Genomic DNA, 14,156 nt, shown 5'->3' with positions numbered 1-14,156 from the left:
CCCCCCCCCCCCCCCCCCCCCCCCCCCCCCCCCCCCCCCCCCCCCCCCCCCCCCCCCCCCCCCCCCCGCCCCCCGCCGCCCCCCCCCCCCCCCCCCCCCCCCCCCCGACCACAACGACGATTTCACGATTTTCGTGCAGAGCACCAGCGTGAACCGGAAACTGGTGCCGAACACCCGGCTGCTGCTGATGGGCTGAGCCCGTCCCGGCGCCGCCCCGCCGGCCCGGCCGGCGGGGCGTGCTCCGTGGCGGCCGGCCCGCTACGCCGCCTGGAGGGCCAGGGTCGGCGAGAGCCGGGCCGCCCGGACCGCCGGGTAGAGGCCGGCCAGGGTGCCGATGGCCAGGGTGGCCCCGAAGCCGCCGGTGACCGCCCAGAGGGGGACCACCCAGGGGAGGTCGCCGGTGCGGGCGTACACCCCGGTCGCCGCCGCCCCCAGGGCGATGCCCGCCAACCCGCCGAGCCCGGACAGCAGCAGGGATTCCGTCACGAACTGGATGCGGATCTGGCCCCTGGTCGCTCCCAGCGAGCGGCGCAGGCCGATCTCGTGGCGGCGCTCCAGCACCGAGATGATCATCGTGTTGGCGACTCCGACCCCGCCGACGAGCAGGGCGATCCCGCCCAGGCCGAGGAGAAGCGTACTGAACGCACCCTCGGTGGCGGCCTTGGCCTGCAGGGCGGCGGAGGGGTCGGTCACCGACACCGCAGTCGGGCTCTGCGGGTTGGCGGTCCGCGCGATCAGCGCGCGTACCTGTGCGACGCGCTCGTCCGAGGAGCGCTCGTACACGGCCGTGGGGTGGCCGTCGAAGCCGAGCAGGTCCTCGGCCGCCTGCCAGCCGATCAGTGCCGAGCGTTCGATCTCGGGCGCGAGCGGGACCGGGTCGAGGACACCGATGACGGTGAAGTACCGGCCGCCGATGAAGACCTGGCCGCCCGGGCCGCCGATGCCGAGCCGTTCCGCCGTGACGTGCCCCAGCACCACCGAGGGGTAGCGGGAGGTGGCGTCGTTGAGCCACGTACCGGAACGCATGCGGGCCCGCAGCACCCCCGGCAGGTCGTCCTTGACCGCCTTCACGGCGATGCCGCCGGTCTCCTCCCCGGGGATCTTCTCGGAGCGGCGGACCGACTCCGGTACGTCCCCCGTCGTCCCCACCGACCACACCCCCTCGATCCGGGAGACCATGCCGGGCGCCTCCTTGGGCAGCTTCGTGTCCTGGCCCGCGAACATGGACTGGCCGGGCGTGACGACCAGCATGTTCGTGCCCAGCTTCTGCAGCTCCCGCAGCAGCTCGGCCCGGCTGGAGGAGGAGACGCCGACCACCGCGACCATCGTCGCGATGCCGATCGCGATACCGAGGGCGGAGAGGAACACCCGCACCGGGCGCGACCGGAGCCCGGCCGAGCCGACGTGCAGGACGTCCCGGGGGCCGAGGCGGTGCGGCCGGAGCCGGGCCGGCGCCTGGGGCGGTGCCTGTGCCGGTGCCTGACGGTTCATGACGGCTCCTCCGGGGACTCCGGCCGGAGGGCACCGTGCCGCGTGTCGGAGACGATCTCCCCGTCGCGGATCCGGACGGACCGTGGCAGGCTCGCCGCGATCTCCTGGTCGTGCGTGATCACGGCGATGGTGGCCCCGTCCCGGTGCAGTTCGTGGAGCAGTTCCATCACCGACCGGCCGGAGGCCGTGTCCAGCGCGCCCGTGGGCTCGTCCGCGAGCAGCAGGTCGGGTGCACCGGCCACCGCCCGGGCGATGGCCACGCGCTGCTTCTGCCCGCCCGACAGCTCGTGCGGCCGGTGTTCCATCCGGTCGCCGAGACCCACCCGTTCCAGCGCGGCCGCCGCGCGGCGGGCGCGGCGGGCGCGGCACCGGGCGCGGCCATCGCCATCGGGGCGGGCGGCGGACCGCCGTAGCCCGCGGGGGCGCCGGACGGCGCACCGCCGAACCGGGGGCCCGGCCGCAGCGGGCGGTTCGCGTCGCGCCACGCGGCCAGGGCGGCGGGCTCCAGCGGGAACGCCTGGAGCTGTACCCCGCCCGTGGTCTCCTCACCGGTGACCTGCCCCTCGACGGTGGCGCCCAGGCCGAGCGGTACGGCGACGAACTGGCGCACCGTCCCGTCGCCGGAGTTGATCCCGTCGAGCCAGGGCTGGCGGGGCAGCACGACGTAGTTCTGCGGGTCGCGCTCCAGGCGGCCCGTCCACGGCCTGCCCGAGACGGCGCACACCTTGCCGACCCCGACCTGGAGCGCCGCCGGCTCCGTCGACCCGCCGAAGGCCAGCCACATCGCCTCGCGCAGGTACACCGGCAGCATCACGCCGCCCTTGGCCCGCCACTCCGCGGGGACGGTGTCCGGGTAGTCCTCGACGCGGCGCAGCGGGAACTCCCCCAACCCCGGCGGGAGTGCGTGCGTCCCCGACTCGGGAAGGCGCAATGTCCGGATGAACCTGATACGCACCCCGTCGCCCAGCAGCAGGGTGTTCCCCTCGACCCGCGCCGCACCGGTCGTCCCGCCCGTCGCCATCCACCAGCCCCCTTCTTTCGTTCCGGAACGCCGTCACCACAGGATCTCCGGCGGAACCGGATCGTTATCCTCAAGTTTTCCTCAGATGTAGTGACGCTGCGCCCGTCGCCTTCCTAGCTTCCTCATACACGTGCCCTCGCACCCCCGCGGTTCCGCACGTCCCCCCACATTTCCCGCGACAGTCCCCCCGCGGATCCGCGTTCCCGAGGAAAGAGCAGCACATGAAGGTTCCCAAGGCCGGTGCGGTCGCCGCAGTGATCGCCCTCGCCGCCACCGCCTCCGGCTGTGGTGGTGAAGCCAAGAAGGAGCCAATCTCGGTCGGCATCAAGTTCGACCAGCCGGGCATCGGCATGCGCGAGCCCGACGGCACGTTCACCGGTTTCGACGTCGACGTGGCCACGTACGTCGCCAAGGAGCTCGGCTACAAGGCGGACGAGATCGAGTTCAAGCAGGTCTACAGCAACGACCGGGAACTGCTGATCCAGTACAACGAGGTCAAGTTCGTCGCGGCCAGCTACACGATCAACGACAAGCGCCGCGAGAAGGTCGACTTCGCCGGCCCCTACTTCGTCGCCCACCAGGACCTGCTGGTCCGCTCCGACGACAACACGATCACCAAGGCCGAGGACCTCAACACCAAGCGGCTGTGCTCGGTGACCGGCTCCACCTCCGCCGAGAACGTGCGCAAGAACCTGGCCCCGAAGGCGAGCGTGCTGGAGCTCGGCGGGTACTCGGAGTGCCTGGTCGCCCTCCAGGACAACCTGGTCGACGCCATGACCACCGACAACTCCATCCTCGCCGGGTACTCGGCGCGGAAGGGCAACGAGGGCAAGTTCAAGCTGGTCGGGCTGAACCTGAGCAACGAGAACTACGGCATCGGCATCAAGAAGGGCGACTCCGCGCTCCAGAAGAAGATCAACGCGGCGCTCACCAAGATGGTCTCGGACGGCTCCTGGGAAGCGGCCGTGAAGAAGAACTTCGGCCAGGCGAACTACAAGTACGAACCGGCCCCGCGCGTCACGACCGGCAGCTGACGCCGCCGTCCCGCAGCCGCGCACCGAGGGCCCCGCCGGATCCGGCGGGGGCCCTCGGCCGTGCCCGTACGCCGCTAGGACAGCGGTGCCTTGGCGCGCAGCACCGTGAGGAACTCCCGCATCCAGGCGGAGTGGTCGGGCCAGGCGCGGGCGGAGACCAGGGTGCCGTCGACCACGGCCTCGGAGTCCTGGAACTCGGCCCCGGCGGCACGCATGTCGGGCTCCAGCGCCGGATAGGCCGTCACCCGGCGGCCGCCGAGCGAGCCGCTCGCGGCGGTGATCAGCGGGCCGTGGCAGATCTGGGCGATGGGCTTGTCGGCCCCCGCGAAGGCGGCGAGGATCCGGCGCACCTCGGGGTCGTTGCGCAGGTACTCGGGGGCGCGCCCGCCCGGCACGACCACCGCCGCGTACTCCTCGGGGACCACCTCGGCGAAGGCGATGTCGGCGGGCCAGGTGTAGCCCGGCTTCTCGGTGTAGGTGTCGAAGCCCTCCTCGAAGTCGTGCACGACGAACCGCAGCTTCTTGCGCGAGGGGGCCGCGATGTGGACCTCGTACCCCTCCTCCTGGAGCCGCTGGTAGGGGTAGAGGACCTCCAGGGACTCCGCCGCGTCACCGGTCACGATGAGGATCTTCACTGCCATGGGCTGCTCCAGGGGGCGCTGTCGACGGCCTGGTGGGGGCCGTCCGGGGGCATCGCCTACCGTGCCCATGGCCGCCCGGCGGCAAACCCCTCGGCGAGCCCGCCCGACACATGGTTTTAACCTGTTCGATACATGACAATGTGAGCCTCGCTCTGCCACCTGACACCCCGCCAACTGCCAGGGCGGGGGCGGTGCTTGTGAAGAAGGTTCCCCCACGTCATGAGAATCTCCCGTACGGCCCCCTGGGCCGCCGGCCTCGCGGCCGCCGCGCTGTTCCTCATACCGGCCACCGCCACGGCGGGCCCCCAGCGGACGGCGGCGACTCCCCGCGCCGCGGCCGCCGCGACCACCGTCGACGACTACTACGCGCCCGCCGCCGGCAAGACCGGCGCCGCCCTGAAGTCGGCGCTGCACGACATCATCAAGAACCAGTCCACGGTGACGTACGACGGCGTGTGGAACGCGCTGAAGGTCACCGACCAGGACCCCGCCAACCCGAACAACGTCATCCTGGTGTACTCGGGCCGCTCCCAGTCCAAGAACTCCAACGGCGGCGGCGTCAACGACTGGAACCGCGAGCACGTCTGGGCCAAGAGCCACGGTGACTTCGGCACCGTCACCGGCCCGGGCACCGACCTGCACCACCTGCGTCCCGAGGACGTCACGGTCAACAGCACCCGCGGCAACAAGGACTTCGACATGGGCGGCAGCCCGGTCGCCGAGGCCCCCGGCAGCTACACCGACGCCGACTCCTTCGAGCCGCGCGACGCGGTCAAGGGCGACGTCGCGCGCATGCTGCTCTACATGGCCGTGCGCTACGAGGGCGGGGACGGCTTCCCGGACCTGGAGATGAACGACAGGGTCAACAACGGCACGGCCCCGCTCTTCGGCAGGATCAGCCTGCTGAAGCAGTGGAACCAGATGGACCCGCCGGACGCCTTCGAGAAGCGGCGCAACCAGGTCATCTTCGACACGTACCAGCACAACCGCAACCCGTTCATCGACCACCCGGAGTGGGTCAACTCCATCTGGTAGCGGCTCCGACGGGCTACGTGACGTAGATCTCGTCGAGGGTGTCGATGACCCCCGCCGCGTTCAGGTGGTACCGGAAGGGCAGGCCCTTGTCCGGGTGGGTGTCCAGCCACGAGGTCAGCTCGTCGGTGGAGATGGGCTTGCCCGTCACCGTCGAGGGGAGGATCGGCGCCGTCGCGGTGATCTTGGCGGTCTCCGCGATCGGGATGTACGTCCACGGGCCCGCCGGTTCGAAGCGCCCGGGGCAGCCGTACGTGCCGTGCTGGACGACGAGGCTGGTCATACCGCCTTCGGGCGTGTAGCGGTGCACGGCGATCGTGTCGGGCGAGACCGGCATCCTGCCGTCGGCGCCGCAGGTCGGCGCGGGCGGCGGGCCCGGGGCGGGGGGATTCTTCCCCGCCGGGGTGGCGGTCGCCGAGGGCTTGGGCGCCGCGCCGGTCTTCGAGGGCGCGGGCACGGCGGCCGTGGGAGCGGCGGTGGGCGGGGGCGGCGCGGCCGCGCTGGGCTTCGCGTCCGGCGCCGCCGGGTCCTCGCCGTTCTGACAGGCGGTGAGCGCCAGTACGCCGCACACCGCGAGGACGGCCATGGCCGCCTGCCCCCGTACCGCTCTCATGGTCTTCTCCCTCTCCCGGACTCCCGCGTCGCCGCACCGTAGCCCGCGGGATCCGGCCGGGGCGACGGGCGGACGCGATTCGTCACCGGGCCGGGATCCGGCTGTTGCGGAGTACGGACCTCCGCCCCGCGCGGCGGACGCCGGTGACCGCTCGGCGGTCGCCGGTCAGGGGCCCAGGCGTGCGGCCAGGGACCGGAACTCGGCCCAGGGAGCCTGCGGCGGCCGGGGGTCCCACACCTTCTGGGAGAGCGCGGCCAGCGGCATCCGGATGCCCGCCGCCACCTGGGCCGGGGTCTGGGAAGCGGCCAGGTCGCACCAGACGGCCAGGCGGGCGCCGAGGATCTGCGCGTCGTACGAGGCCGGGACGGGGGTGGTGCCGCGCAGCACGAGCGGGGTCCACTGCTCGTAGATCCGCTTGCCGGTGGGGTAGGTGAACTGGTTGGGCTCGCCGAGGACGTAGTAGAGGTACTCGTCGTTGAGGTTGACCACCTTGCGGCCCGTGGCCAGGTACTCCGCCGGCGGCCGGGCGCCGAGCTCCTTGCCGGTCCAGTACTCGGCCTGGATGTCCGGGGCGGCCCGGGCGATGCCGTCCTTGAAGATCCCGTCGTTCCACGCCTTGAGGGCCTTGCCCGAGGGGCGCACCACCGCCGCCCGGTCGTTCAGCCAGCCCGTCGCCAGGTCCTGTACCCGGGCCGTGGCCCCGTAGCGGGCCCGGGCGGCGCTCGCGAGCTGCGGGAAGGAGGCCTGCGGGTCCTTGACGACCAGGGCCTGGTACTCGTCGGCGCCCAGGTGCCAGGCACCGGCGGGGAACAGCGGCAGGTACTCGCGCAGCAGGTCGTCGACGAGCTTCGCGGCCGCGGGGTCGGATATGTCCACCGCTCCCTTGACGGCCCGGCCCGCCACGTCGCGCAGTTGCAGCTCGGGGTGGGCGCGCAGGACGGCGCCGAGGTGTCCGGGCGAGTCGATCTCGGGGACGACCGCGATGTGCAGCCGGGCGGCGAGGGCGGTGATCTCCCGTACGTCGGCCTTGGTGAGGTGCGGGGTGGAGACGATCTCCGGGTGGCTGTCCGACGCGATCCGGAAGGCCTGGTCGTCGGAGAAGTGCAGGCCGAGCTGGTTGAGTTTGAGGTCGGCCATCTCGCGCAGCCGGTCCTCGATCCAGCCGGGGGTGAAGTTCTTGCGGGCGATGTCGAGGTTGAGCCCGCGCTGCGGTTTGGCCGGGGCGTCCTTCACCGTGCCCTCGGGGGCCGAACCGGCGCCGCGTATCTCCTGTTTGAGGGTGCGGGTGCCGTAGAAGACGCCCGCCTCGTCGGGGCCGGTGACGGTGACCCCGCCGCCCCGGACGGTGAGGGTGTACGACTCGGGCGGGCCGGAGTCCTTCGTGCCGAGGACGAGTCGCACGTCGCCCGGCCGCGGCTGGTCGGACTCGGCGTACCCGAGGTGGAGTTCACCGGCCAGCAGCCGGCCCTCATCGGCGAGGGCGGCGCTGTCGGCGGGCGATACGAGGACCCGCGCGGCCGGCGCGGGTGTCCAGCCGGGTCCCCGGGCGGGCGTGTGCTCCCGTACGGAGGGGACCGTGCGCGGGGCGGCGGACAGCGGGTACGAGGAGGCCGGAGGCGGGGTCGGGGTGGCCGAGGCCCCGGTGGCGGGCGCGGGGCTGCCCTGTGGAGCGGTGGCGCCGGGGACGGCGCCGCGCTCCCCGGCCCCGGCGGAGCACGCCGGTACGGCGAAGGAGACCAGGGCGGCGGCCGCTGCCGTCGCGATGGTCCGTCCTCTTCGGATCCCTCTGGTCGTCTGCCGCATGATGCACCGGTCCCCCGTACCAAGTTGGCACGGGGGGCCGGGCCGCGCGACCCGGGGCGCAAGGGGGTGCCCCGGGCCGGGCGGGCTCAGGCGAGGGCGCGGTCGAGGGCGTCCAGGGCGGCCTCGCCGAACCCGTGGTCCTGCTCCGGGGCCCCGCCACCGATGCCCACGGCGCCGATGAGGTGGCCGTCGCGGCGTACCGGGAGGCCGCCCGCGATGAACAGCAGCGGCCGGTCGAGGGCGGTGGGCAGGGTGTGAAAGGGGCCGCCGGGCAGCACGGCCTCGGCGAGGCCGGCGGTGGGGGCGTTCAGCTGGAGGGCGGTGTAGGCCTTGCGGGTGCTGGTCTCGCCGGAGATCAGCACGGCCCGGTCGTCGCGGCGGAAGGCCAGCGGGTGGCCGCCGGCGTCCAGGACGGTGACGCTGACCGCGACGCCGGCCACCTCGGCGGCGGTGCGGGCGGCGGTGACGAGCAGTTCGGCGTCCTCGGTGGTCAGCGGGGAGACGGCGGCGCGGGTGGCGGGGCGGGACATGGGGGCTCCTGGTGCGGTAGGGGGGGTGGGGTGGGGACAGGGGGTCAGTGGTGGGCGGGGGTGGGGGCTGCGGCGGGGGTTCCCGCCGTGACGACACGGCTGCCGTCGGGCGCGCGGCGGTCCGTACGGCGCTCCAGCGCTCCGGAGACGAGGGCGAGGACGAGGGCGGAGGCCGCGAGGGCGGCGCCGACCCAGTTGGGGGCGGTCCAGCCGAGGCCGGCGCTGATGACCAGGCCGCCGAGCCAGGCGGCGAGGGCGTTGCCGAGGTTGAAGGCGCCGATGTTGACGGCGGAGGCCAGGGTGGGCGCGCCGGAGGCCTGGTCGAGGACCCGCTTCTGCAGCGGCGGCACGGTCGCGAAGCCGAGGGCGCCGATGAGGGCGACGGTGGCGGCGGCGCCCGCCTTGCTGTGGGCGGTGAGGGTGAAGGCGGCCAGGACCAGGGCCAGGGCGCCGAGGGACACGTACAGCATCGGCATCAGCGCCCGGTCGGCGAACCGGCCCCCGACCAGGTTCCCGGCGACCATTCCGAGGCCGAAGAGGACGAGCAGCCAGGTCACGGACGTGTCGGCGAAGCCGGCGACGTGCGTGAGCATCGGACTGATGTAGGTGATCGCGGCGAAGACGCCGCCGAAGCCGAGGACGGTCATGGCCATCGCGAGCAGCACCTGGACGTTGCGGAAGGCGGCCAGTTCGTGGCGGATCCGTACGCCTTCGGGACGGGGCAGCTCGGGGACCAGGCGGGCGATGCCGAGCAGGCCGACGACGCCGAGGGCGGCGACGATCAGGAAGGTGACGCGCCAGCCGAGGTGCTGGCCGACGAGAGTGCCGAGCGGGACGCCGACCACGTTGGCCACGGTCAGCCCGGTGAACATCATCGCGATGGCGCCGGCCTTGCGCTCGGGCGCCACGAGGCCGGCGGCGACGACCGCGCCGATCCCGAAGAAGGCGCCGTGGGCGAGGGAGGCGACGACCCGGCCCGCCAGCATCACCCCGAAGGCGGGGGCGAGCGCGGAGAGCACGTTGCCGACGACGAACAGGCCCATGAGCAGCATCAGCATGCGCTTGCGGGGGACGCGGGTGCCGAGGACGGTCATCAGGGGGGCGCCGAGGACGACGCCGAGGGCGTAGCCGGTGACCAGGAGGCCCGCGGTCGGGATCGAGACGCCGTAACCGGAGGCGACCTCGGGCAGCAGGCCCATGATCACGAACTCGGTGGTGCCGATCCCGAAGGCCCCGATGGCGAGGGCGAGGAGCGCGAGGGGCATGGGCGTGCGGCCTTTCGGAGTGGGGGGAGGCGGGGCGGACCCGCAGCTTCGTTGCGGTCGCCGTTTACGTTCGTCGACATTAATTGCAGACGCGGGATATTTGCAAACGCGGGATATTTCGCACGGGGTCTATCCTTGGCTCCATGACGGCTGCGGACACTTCACCGACCCCCCTCGCCCAGGGCTGGTGCGCCCTCTCCCTCCTCCACGGCCGCATCGAGGCGCACCTGGAGCGCGCCCTCCAGTCGCGCCACGGACTGAGCGTGCGCGAGTACTCCCTGCTGGACGTGCTCAGCCGCCAGCACGACGGGCCGGGCGGCCACCTGCGGATGCACCAGGTCGCGGAGTCGGTGGTGCTCAGCCAGAGCGCGACGACCCGGCTGGTCAGCCGGCTGGAGGACCGGGGCCTGCTCAACCGCTACCTGTGCGACACCGACCGGCGCGGCATCTACACCGACGTCAGCCAGGCCGGGCTGGACCTGCTGGCGGAGGCCCGCCCCACGAACGCCGCCGCCCTGCGCGAGGCGCTGGACGAGGCGGCCGGCCGCCCGGAGCTGGCGCCGCTGGTCACGGCGGTCGAAAACCTGCGCGCCTAGGGCCTGTCGCCGGGTTTTTCGTCCGGTCGGCGGCTTACGGCGCGCGCGGACGGGCTGCGACGGTGAGGAGCGGTCCGGTGAACCGAGCGGTGGGAGGACGACGCATGCCCTTGAGGAAGTACGGAGTGCTGGCCGCGCGTGCCGTCGACAGGCACCGCGAGGGGGGCACCGACTCACCGCACTACGAGGTCCACCTCCGCGACGACGCCGGGACCCACTACCGGGCCGCCGTCAACGTCCGGTCGAAGGTCGCTCCGCACGAGCTGATGTACGTGGTCGTGGACGACTTCCGCCATCCGCTCACCCAGCAGCTCCCGGCGGCGGGCAGCGGCTGGAAGGACCTGGCCGGCCAGGCCGGCGGCGGCGCGGCCCTCGACTTCGTCCGCGGCAACCTCTTCGACCCGGCCGCCATGCGGGTGCTGCCCCCGGACCTGCCCGGTGTCGACAACGACCTGTCCGACCTGTTCGACCACTACGTCCAGCGCGCCATCGCGGACCCCGCGATCGCCCTGTACGTCTTCGGGGACCGCTTCGGCCCCGAGCCCCACGCACACGACTCGGAGTTCGGGTTCCAGCCCTCCGACGGGGTGCACGAGATCCACATGAACCAGGGCAACAGCAAGGGATTCGAGCCCCAGGACGGGGTCTGGCAGGACGGCGGGATGCTCTTCCACCTGCCCGCCGAGGACCGGTGGGTCGCGGTCTTCCTCGCCTTCCAGTCCCAGAAGTGGCACACCGACCCCGTCACGGGCCACGCGATCCCCGGCGCCCCGGACCGGCTCGCCGGCGTCGAGGCGCCCCTGACGATCATCGCCGCCCTGGTCAAGGCAGCCGGGCCGGCCGCCGGAGCCGGGACCGTGACGCTGCTGAACACCTCCGCCGCCGCCGTGGACCTCACCGGCTGGTGTCTGGTCGACGAGGAGGGGCACCTGCTCCCCCTGCCCTCCCGGCAGCTCCCGGCGGGCAGCACGCTGGCCGTGGCCGCCGGGGACGGCGGTGGCTTCCGGCTCGGCGATCTCGGCGGCACCATCAGCCTCTGGGATCCGTCGGGCCTCAAGGTGCACGGCGTCGCCTACACCGCCCGGCAGGTCTCCGCCGAGGGCCGGACGATCACGTTCTGATCCACCGCTACCCCTTCGCGGGCGGCGGGCTCGGGAGCGCCGTCGGCTGCCCGGCGCCCGACCCCGCGGAGGGCACGGCCGAACCCTGCGCCGGACCGTGCGTGGCCGGCGGCGTCGTACGGGTCGGACGGCTTGAGGGCGGCGGCGCACTCGGGGCCGGGGTGACCCGGGGCCCCGGGCTCTGCGACGGCGGGACCGAGGGCACGGCCGAGGGCGACGGACTCGACGGCGCACTCGGGGTCGGCGTCGGGACCGGGGGGAGCTCCGGCGGCGCGGCGGGCGGGGCCGGGCGGACCGGCGCCTCGTCGGGGCCGAGCACCAGGTACCCGGCCAGGGCGGCCGCCGCCAGCCCGGACAGGCCCGCGAGGGCCCATGCCGAGCGGCGCAGCCGGAGCCGGGGCGCCGCGACGTGCGGGCCGGGCGGATCGGCCGGGCGCAGCGAGCGTACGGTCACCTCCTCGGCCCGGGCCTCCAGGGCCTGGCGCAGCCGGCGCTCCACGGGGCGTTCGCCGGTCATACCCGTCCTTCCAGAATCCGTTCCAGCGCGTCCAGGGCGCGGCTGGCGTTCGATTTCACCGAGCCCCGGCTGATGCCCAGGGTCTCGGCGATCTCCGCCTCGCTGAGGTCGGCCCAGTAGCGCAGCACCAGCACCTGGCGGCGGCGCGGGGTCAGCCGCCCCAGGGCCGCCAGGACCTCGCGGTGCGCCTCGTCCAGGACGACGGAGGCCTCCGCCGAGGGCACGTCGGGCGTGACCGGCGGGGTCCACGCGCGGGCGGTGCGGCGGCGGCGCAGCACGGAGCGCGCGGTGTTCACCACGGCGGTGCGCAGGTAGCCCAGGGCGTTGTCCACCTCCGCGATCTGTTCCCCGTACCGGCGGTACAGGGCGGTGAAGGCGTCCTGGACCACGTCCTCGGCGGTGCCCAGGTCGTCGACGAGGAGCACGGCGAGGCGGACCATGGACAGCCGGTGGGCGTGGTAGAGCTCGCTGACGGTCGGCGCGGGCGAGTCACCGGGGTCCCGGCCGGCCGTGGCGTAGGTGTACGGGTAGGGGTGTGCGCCCGGGCCGGCCGGCGGGGCGGAGGTCTCCCGGCGCGTGAGCCACCGCCACAGGCCCCGCCACGCCCGGGGGGATCCGGGCACGGCGGGGCTGGCGGAGGGTGCGAGTGCGAGCACGGGTGTCCTCAGTTGCCGGCGCGGCGCCGCACGGTGTAGAGGGCTCCGGCGCCGACGGCGACCAGCCCGGCCGCTCCGGCGCCGAGGGCGACGGTGGTCGCCGAGGAGCCAGTATGCGCGAGCTCCGAGCCCTCGCCGGAGGCGGGCGCGGCGGACGGCTGCGCGCTGCCGGGCTGCGACACGGACGGGCTGGGCTTGGCGACCGGCGGCAGCGAGGGCACGGCGGACGGCTGGCCGTTGCCGCTGCCGCTGCCACCGCCCGGCCGGGTCGGGACGGCGCTCGGGTCGGCGCCGCCGCCGGGGTGCGAAGGCACGGCGGTGGGCCGTCCGTCGGCCGGCTGCGAGGGGACCGGGCGGGGCGCCGCGGAGGTGACGGCCGGGGCCGGCGTGGCGGAGGCGCCCTGCGCGGCGAAGGCCGGCCCGCCGAGGGCGACGACCGCCCCCGCGGCGGCAGCGACGGCGGCCGCCCGGCGGGCGGACTGGGGAACGCGCTTCAGGTTCTTCACGGTGCATCTCCACGGTCGGGTCGAGGGCTCGGAACTTCGCCCTTCACCCCCGCACGACGTGCGAGTCCGCGATCGGTTGCCGCCGTTCCCGGAAAACTTTTCGCGGGCCCGCGACCGGGTCGCCGCGGCACCCCGCGGGTCAGCGCCGCCGGTCCGGGGCGAACCCGCGCAGGGCCCGGCCCAGCAGGGCCACCCCCTCCTCGATCTCGCCGGCCGTCCCGGCGGCGTAGCCGAGGACCAGGCCCGGCGGGCCGGGGGTGAGCCGGTGCCAGGAGAGGGGGTGGGCCTTGACGCCGAGGGCCAGTGCGGCGTCGGCCAGGGCCGTGTCGGGGAACCCGGCGCCGTCGAAGGTGACCATCAGGTGCAGGCCGGCCGCCGCGCCGTGCACCCGGGCGCCGGGCAGGTGGCGGGCCACGGCGCCGAGCATCGCGTCCCGGCGCCGGCGGTGGCGGCGTACGAACCGCAGGTGGCGCTCCAGTTCGCCCGAATCCATCAGCCGGGCCAGGACGAGCTGGGCGAGGACCGGGTTGCCGAGGTCGGCGTGGCGCTTGGCGTCCACGACCTCGTCGCGCAGCCGGCGCGGGACCAGCAGCCAGCCCAGCCGCAGCGCGGGCGCGAGCAGTTTGGACACGCTGCCCGCGTAGCAGACGGCCTCCGGGGCCAGGGCCCGCAGGGCGGGGACGGGGGGCCGGTCGTAGCGGTGCTCGGCGTCGTAGTCGTCCTCCAGCACCAGTCCCCCGGCCGCCGCCCAGCCCAGCAGGTCCCGGCGCCGCTCCCCGTCGAGCACCACGCCGGTCGGGAACTGGTGCGCCGGGGTCAGCAGGACCGCCTCCGCGCCACTGGCCCGGAGCGCGGCCACGTCCAGCCCCGCCCCGTCCACCGGCACGCCGACGGTGTCCAGCCCGCGGTGCCGCAGCTGCCCGCGGGCGCCGAGCGAGCCGGGGTCCTCCACCGCGACCCGGCGCACGCCCGCTCCGGGCAGCACCGCGGACAGGAGTCCGAGGGCCTGGGCCACCCCGGCCACCACGACGATCTCGCCGGGGTCCGCGCGGATCCCCCGGTTGCGGGCCAGCCATCCGGCGACGGCCACACGCAGGGCGGGTGCGCCCTGCGGGTCCCCGTAGCCGAAGTCGGCGGCGGTGAGGCCGGCGAGGACCCGGCGTTCCGCCTGGAGCCAGGCGGTGCGGGGGAAGGCGGTGAGGTCGGGCACCCCGGGCGAGAGGTCGATGCGGCAGGGCACGGCGCGCAGGGCGTCCACCGGCGGCACGGCGCGCAGGGCGTCCACCGGCGGCCCGCCGTGCGGGGCGGCGCCGGGCGGGGCGGGCCGCGC

At 74.5% G+C, this 14,156-nt stretch carries 14 protein-coding genes and 2 pseudogenes; 4 read left to right on the top strand and 12 right to left on the bottom strand.

All coding sequences use genetic code 11. From position 1 onward, the window contains the following. Positions 1-258: 258 nt before the first annotated feature. The 3 genes and pseudogenes from WDV06_RS32760 to WDV06_RS32750 form a co-directional block, all read right to left on the bottom strand. The gene (locus tag WDV06_RS32760; RefSeq protein WP_395513455.1) at positions 259-1,491 is read right to left on the bottom strand and encodes an ABC transporter permease; all 1,233 of its coding nucleotides are present in this window, start codon (positions 1,489-1,491) and stop codon (positions 259-261) included. Further along, a pseudogene (locus WDV06_RS32755) lies at positions 1,488-1,856 on the bottom strand (ABC transporter ATP-binding protein); the annotation flags it as partial. The pseudogene WDV06_RS32755 and the gene WDV06_RS32760, both read right to left, overlap by 4 nt. Beyond that, positions 1,838-2,512 (bottom strand): annotated as a pseudogene (locus WDV06_RS32750) (hypothetical protein); the annotation flags it as partial. The pseudogenes WDV06_RS32755 and WDV06_RS32750, both read right to left, overlap by 19 nt. A 221-nt stretch (positions 2,513-2,733) precedes the next feature. Here WDV06_RS32750 and WDV06_RS32745 point away from each other — a divergent pair. Continuing rightward, on the top strand, positions 2,734-3,546 hold the full coding sequence (locus WDV06_RS32745; protein WP_395513454.1) for a glutamate ABC transporter substrate-binding protein: 813 nt from the start codon (positions 2,734-2,736) through the stop codon (positions 3,544-3,546). Between the two features lie 74 nt (positions 3,547-3,620). Here WDV06_RS32745 and WDV06_RS32740 read toward each other — a convergent pair whose 3' ends face one another. Continuing rightward, entirely contained in the window at positions 3,621-4,187 is a 567-nt protein-coding gene (locus WDV06_RS32740) for a DJ-1/PfpI family protein (protein ID WP_395513453.1), read from the bottom strand. Between the two features lie 219 nt (positions 4,188-4,406). Here WDV06_RS32740 and WDV06_RS32735 point away from each other — a divergent pair, with 219 nt between their 5' ends. Beyond that, positions 4,407-5,222, top strand: coding sequence for an endonuclease I family protein (locus WDV06_RS32735; RefSeq protein ID WP_395513452.1), 816 nt, complete (start codon positions 4,407-4,409; stop codon positions 5,220-5,222). A 13-nt stretch (positions 5,223-5,235) separates the two neighbouring features. Here the strand turns inward: WDV06_RS32735 and WDV06_RS32730 are convergent, their stop codons facing one another. From WDV06_RS32730 to WDV06_RS32715, 4 genes are all read right to left on the bottom strand, one after another. Then, a complete protein-coding gene (locus WDV06_RS32730; protein ID WP_395513451.1) occupies positions 5,236-5,832 on the bottom strand; it encodes a hypothetical protein in 597 nt (198 codons plus the stop codon). Between the two features lie 165 nt (positions 5,833-5,997). Next, on the bottom strand, positions 5,998-7,635 hold the full coding sequence (locus WDV06_RS32725) for a beta-N-acetylhexosaminidase (protein ID WP_395513450.1): 1,638 nt from the start codon (positions 7,633-7,635) through the stop codon (positions 5,998-6,000). Positions 7,636-7,721: 86 nt separating this feature from the next. Continuing rightward, entirely contained in the window at positions 7,722-8,165 is a 444-nt protein-coding gene (locus WDV06_RS32720; RefSeq protein ID WP_395513449.1) for a GlcG/HbpS family heme-binding protein, read from the bottom strand. A 44-nt stretch (positions 8,166-8,209) separates the two neighbouring features. Then, complete coding sequence (locus tag WDV06_RS32715) at positions 8,210-9,430, bottom strand: MFS transporter (protein ID WP_395513448.1); 1,221 nt, start codon at positions 9,428-9,430, stop codon at positions 8,210-8,212. Between the two features lie 143 nt (positions 9,431-9,573). On the opposite strand from WDV06_RS32715, the gene WDV06_RS32710 reads away from it, so the two are divergent. Continuing rightward, on the top strand, positions 9,574-10,026 hold the full coding sequence (locus WDV06_RS32710) for a MarR family winged helix-turn-helix transcriptional regulator (RefSeq protein WP_395513447.1): 453 nt from the start codon (positions 9,574-9,576) through the stop codon (positions 10,024-10,026). Positions 10,027-10,130: 104 nt separating this feature from the next. After that, positions 10,131-11,147, top strand: coding sequence for a DUF2278 family protein (locus WDV06_RS32705; RefSeq protein WP_395513446.1), 1,017 nt, complete (start codon positions 10,131-10,133; stop codon positions 11,145-11,147). A 7-nt stretch (positions 11,148-11,154) separates the two neighbouring features. On the opposite strand, the gene WDV06_RS32700 is transcribed toward WDV06_RS32705, so the two are convergent. From WDV06_RS32700 to WDV06_RS32685, 4 genes are all read right to left on the bottom strand, one after another. Next, positions 11,155-11,664 carry a hypothetical protein gene (locus WDV06_RS32700; protein ID WP_395513445.1) on the bottom strand — a complete coding sequence of 170 codons (510 nt, stop codon included), beginning with the start codon at positions 11,662-11,664 and terminating at the stop codon, positions 11,155-11,157. Beyond that, entirely contained in the window at positions 11,661-12,320 is a 660-nt protein-coding gene (locus tag WDV06_RS32695; RefSeq protein ID WP_395513444.1) for an RNA polymerase sigma factor, read from the bottom strand. The genes WDV06_RS32700 and WDV06_RS32695 overlap by 4 nt, the downstream gene beginning before the upstream one ends. Before the next feature lie 8 nt (positions 12,321-12,328). Beyond that, positions 12,329-12,826 (bottom strand): LAETG motif-containing sortase-dependent surface protein, encoded by a 498-nt coding sequence (locus tag WDV06_RS32690; protein WP_395513443.1) that lies wholly within the window; start codon positions 12,824-12,826, stop codon positions 12,329-12,331. 139 nt (positions 12,827-12,965) lie between these two features. Then, positions 12,966-14,156, bottom strand: a 1,191-nt coding sequence (locus WDV06_RS32685; protein ID WP_395513442.1) for an aminotransferase-like domain-containing protein, incomplete at its 5' end; no start/stop codon positions are given.

This window comes from Streptomyces racemochromogenes (genome assembly GCF_044129415.1).
GTDB lineage: Bacteria > Actinomycetota > Actinomycetes > Streptomycetales > Streptomycetaceae > Streptomyces > Streptomyces racemochromogenes_A.
This window is presented reverse-complemented; position numbering and strand designations above follow the sequence as displayed.

Excerpts from the sequence above, each read along its gene's own strand:
- WDV06_RS32760 (WP_395513455.1), bottom strand. The coding sequence starts at position 1,491 with ATGAACCGTCAGGCACCGGCACAGGCACCGCCCCAGGCGCCGGCCCGG.
- WDV06_RS32745 (WP_395513454.1), top strand. The coding sequence starts at position 2,734 with ATGAAGGTTCCCAAGGCCGGTGCGGTCGCCGCAGTGATCGCCCTCGCC.
- WDV06_RS32740 (WP_395513453.1), bottom strand. The coding sequence starts at position 4,187 with ATGGCAGTGAAGATCCTCATCGTGACCGGTGACGCGGCGGAGTCCCTG.
- WDV06_RS32735 (WP_395513452.1), top strand. The coding sequence starts at position 4,407 with ATGAGAATCTCCCGTACGGCCCCCTGGGCCGCCGGCCTCGCGGCCGCC.
- WDV06_RS32730 (WP_395513451.1), bottom strand. The coding sequence starts at position 5,832 with ATGAGAGCGGTACGGGGGCAGGCGGCCATGGCCGTCCTCGCGGTGTGC.
- WDV06_RS32725 (WP_395513450.1), bottom strand. The coding sequence starts at position 7,635 with ATGCGGCAGACGACCAGAGGGATCCGAAGAGGACGGACCATCGCGACG.
- WDV06_RS32720 (WP_395513449.1), bottom strand. The coding sequence starts at position 8,165 with ATGTCCCGCCCCGCCACCCGCGCCGCCGTCTCCCCGCTGACCACCGAG.
- WDV06_RS32715 (WP_395513448.1), bottom strand. The coding sequence starts at position 9,430 with ATGCCCCTCGCGCTCCTCGCCCTCGCCATCGGGGCCTTCGGGATCGGC.
- WDV06_RS32710 (WP_395513447.1), top strand. The coding sequence starts at position 9,574 with ATGACGGCTGCGGACACTTCACCGACCCCCCTCGCCCAGGGCTGGTGC.
- WDV06_RS32705 (WP_395513446.1), top strand. The coding sequence starts at position 10,131 with ATGCCCTTGAGGAAGTACGGAGTGCTGGCCGCGCGTGCCGTCGACAGG.
- WDV06_RS32700 (WP_395513445.1), bottom strand. The coding sequence starts at position 11,664 with ATGACCGGCGAACGCCCCGTGGAGCGCCGGCTGCGCCAGGCCCTGGAG.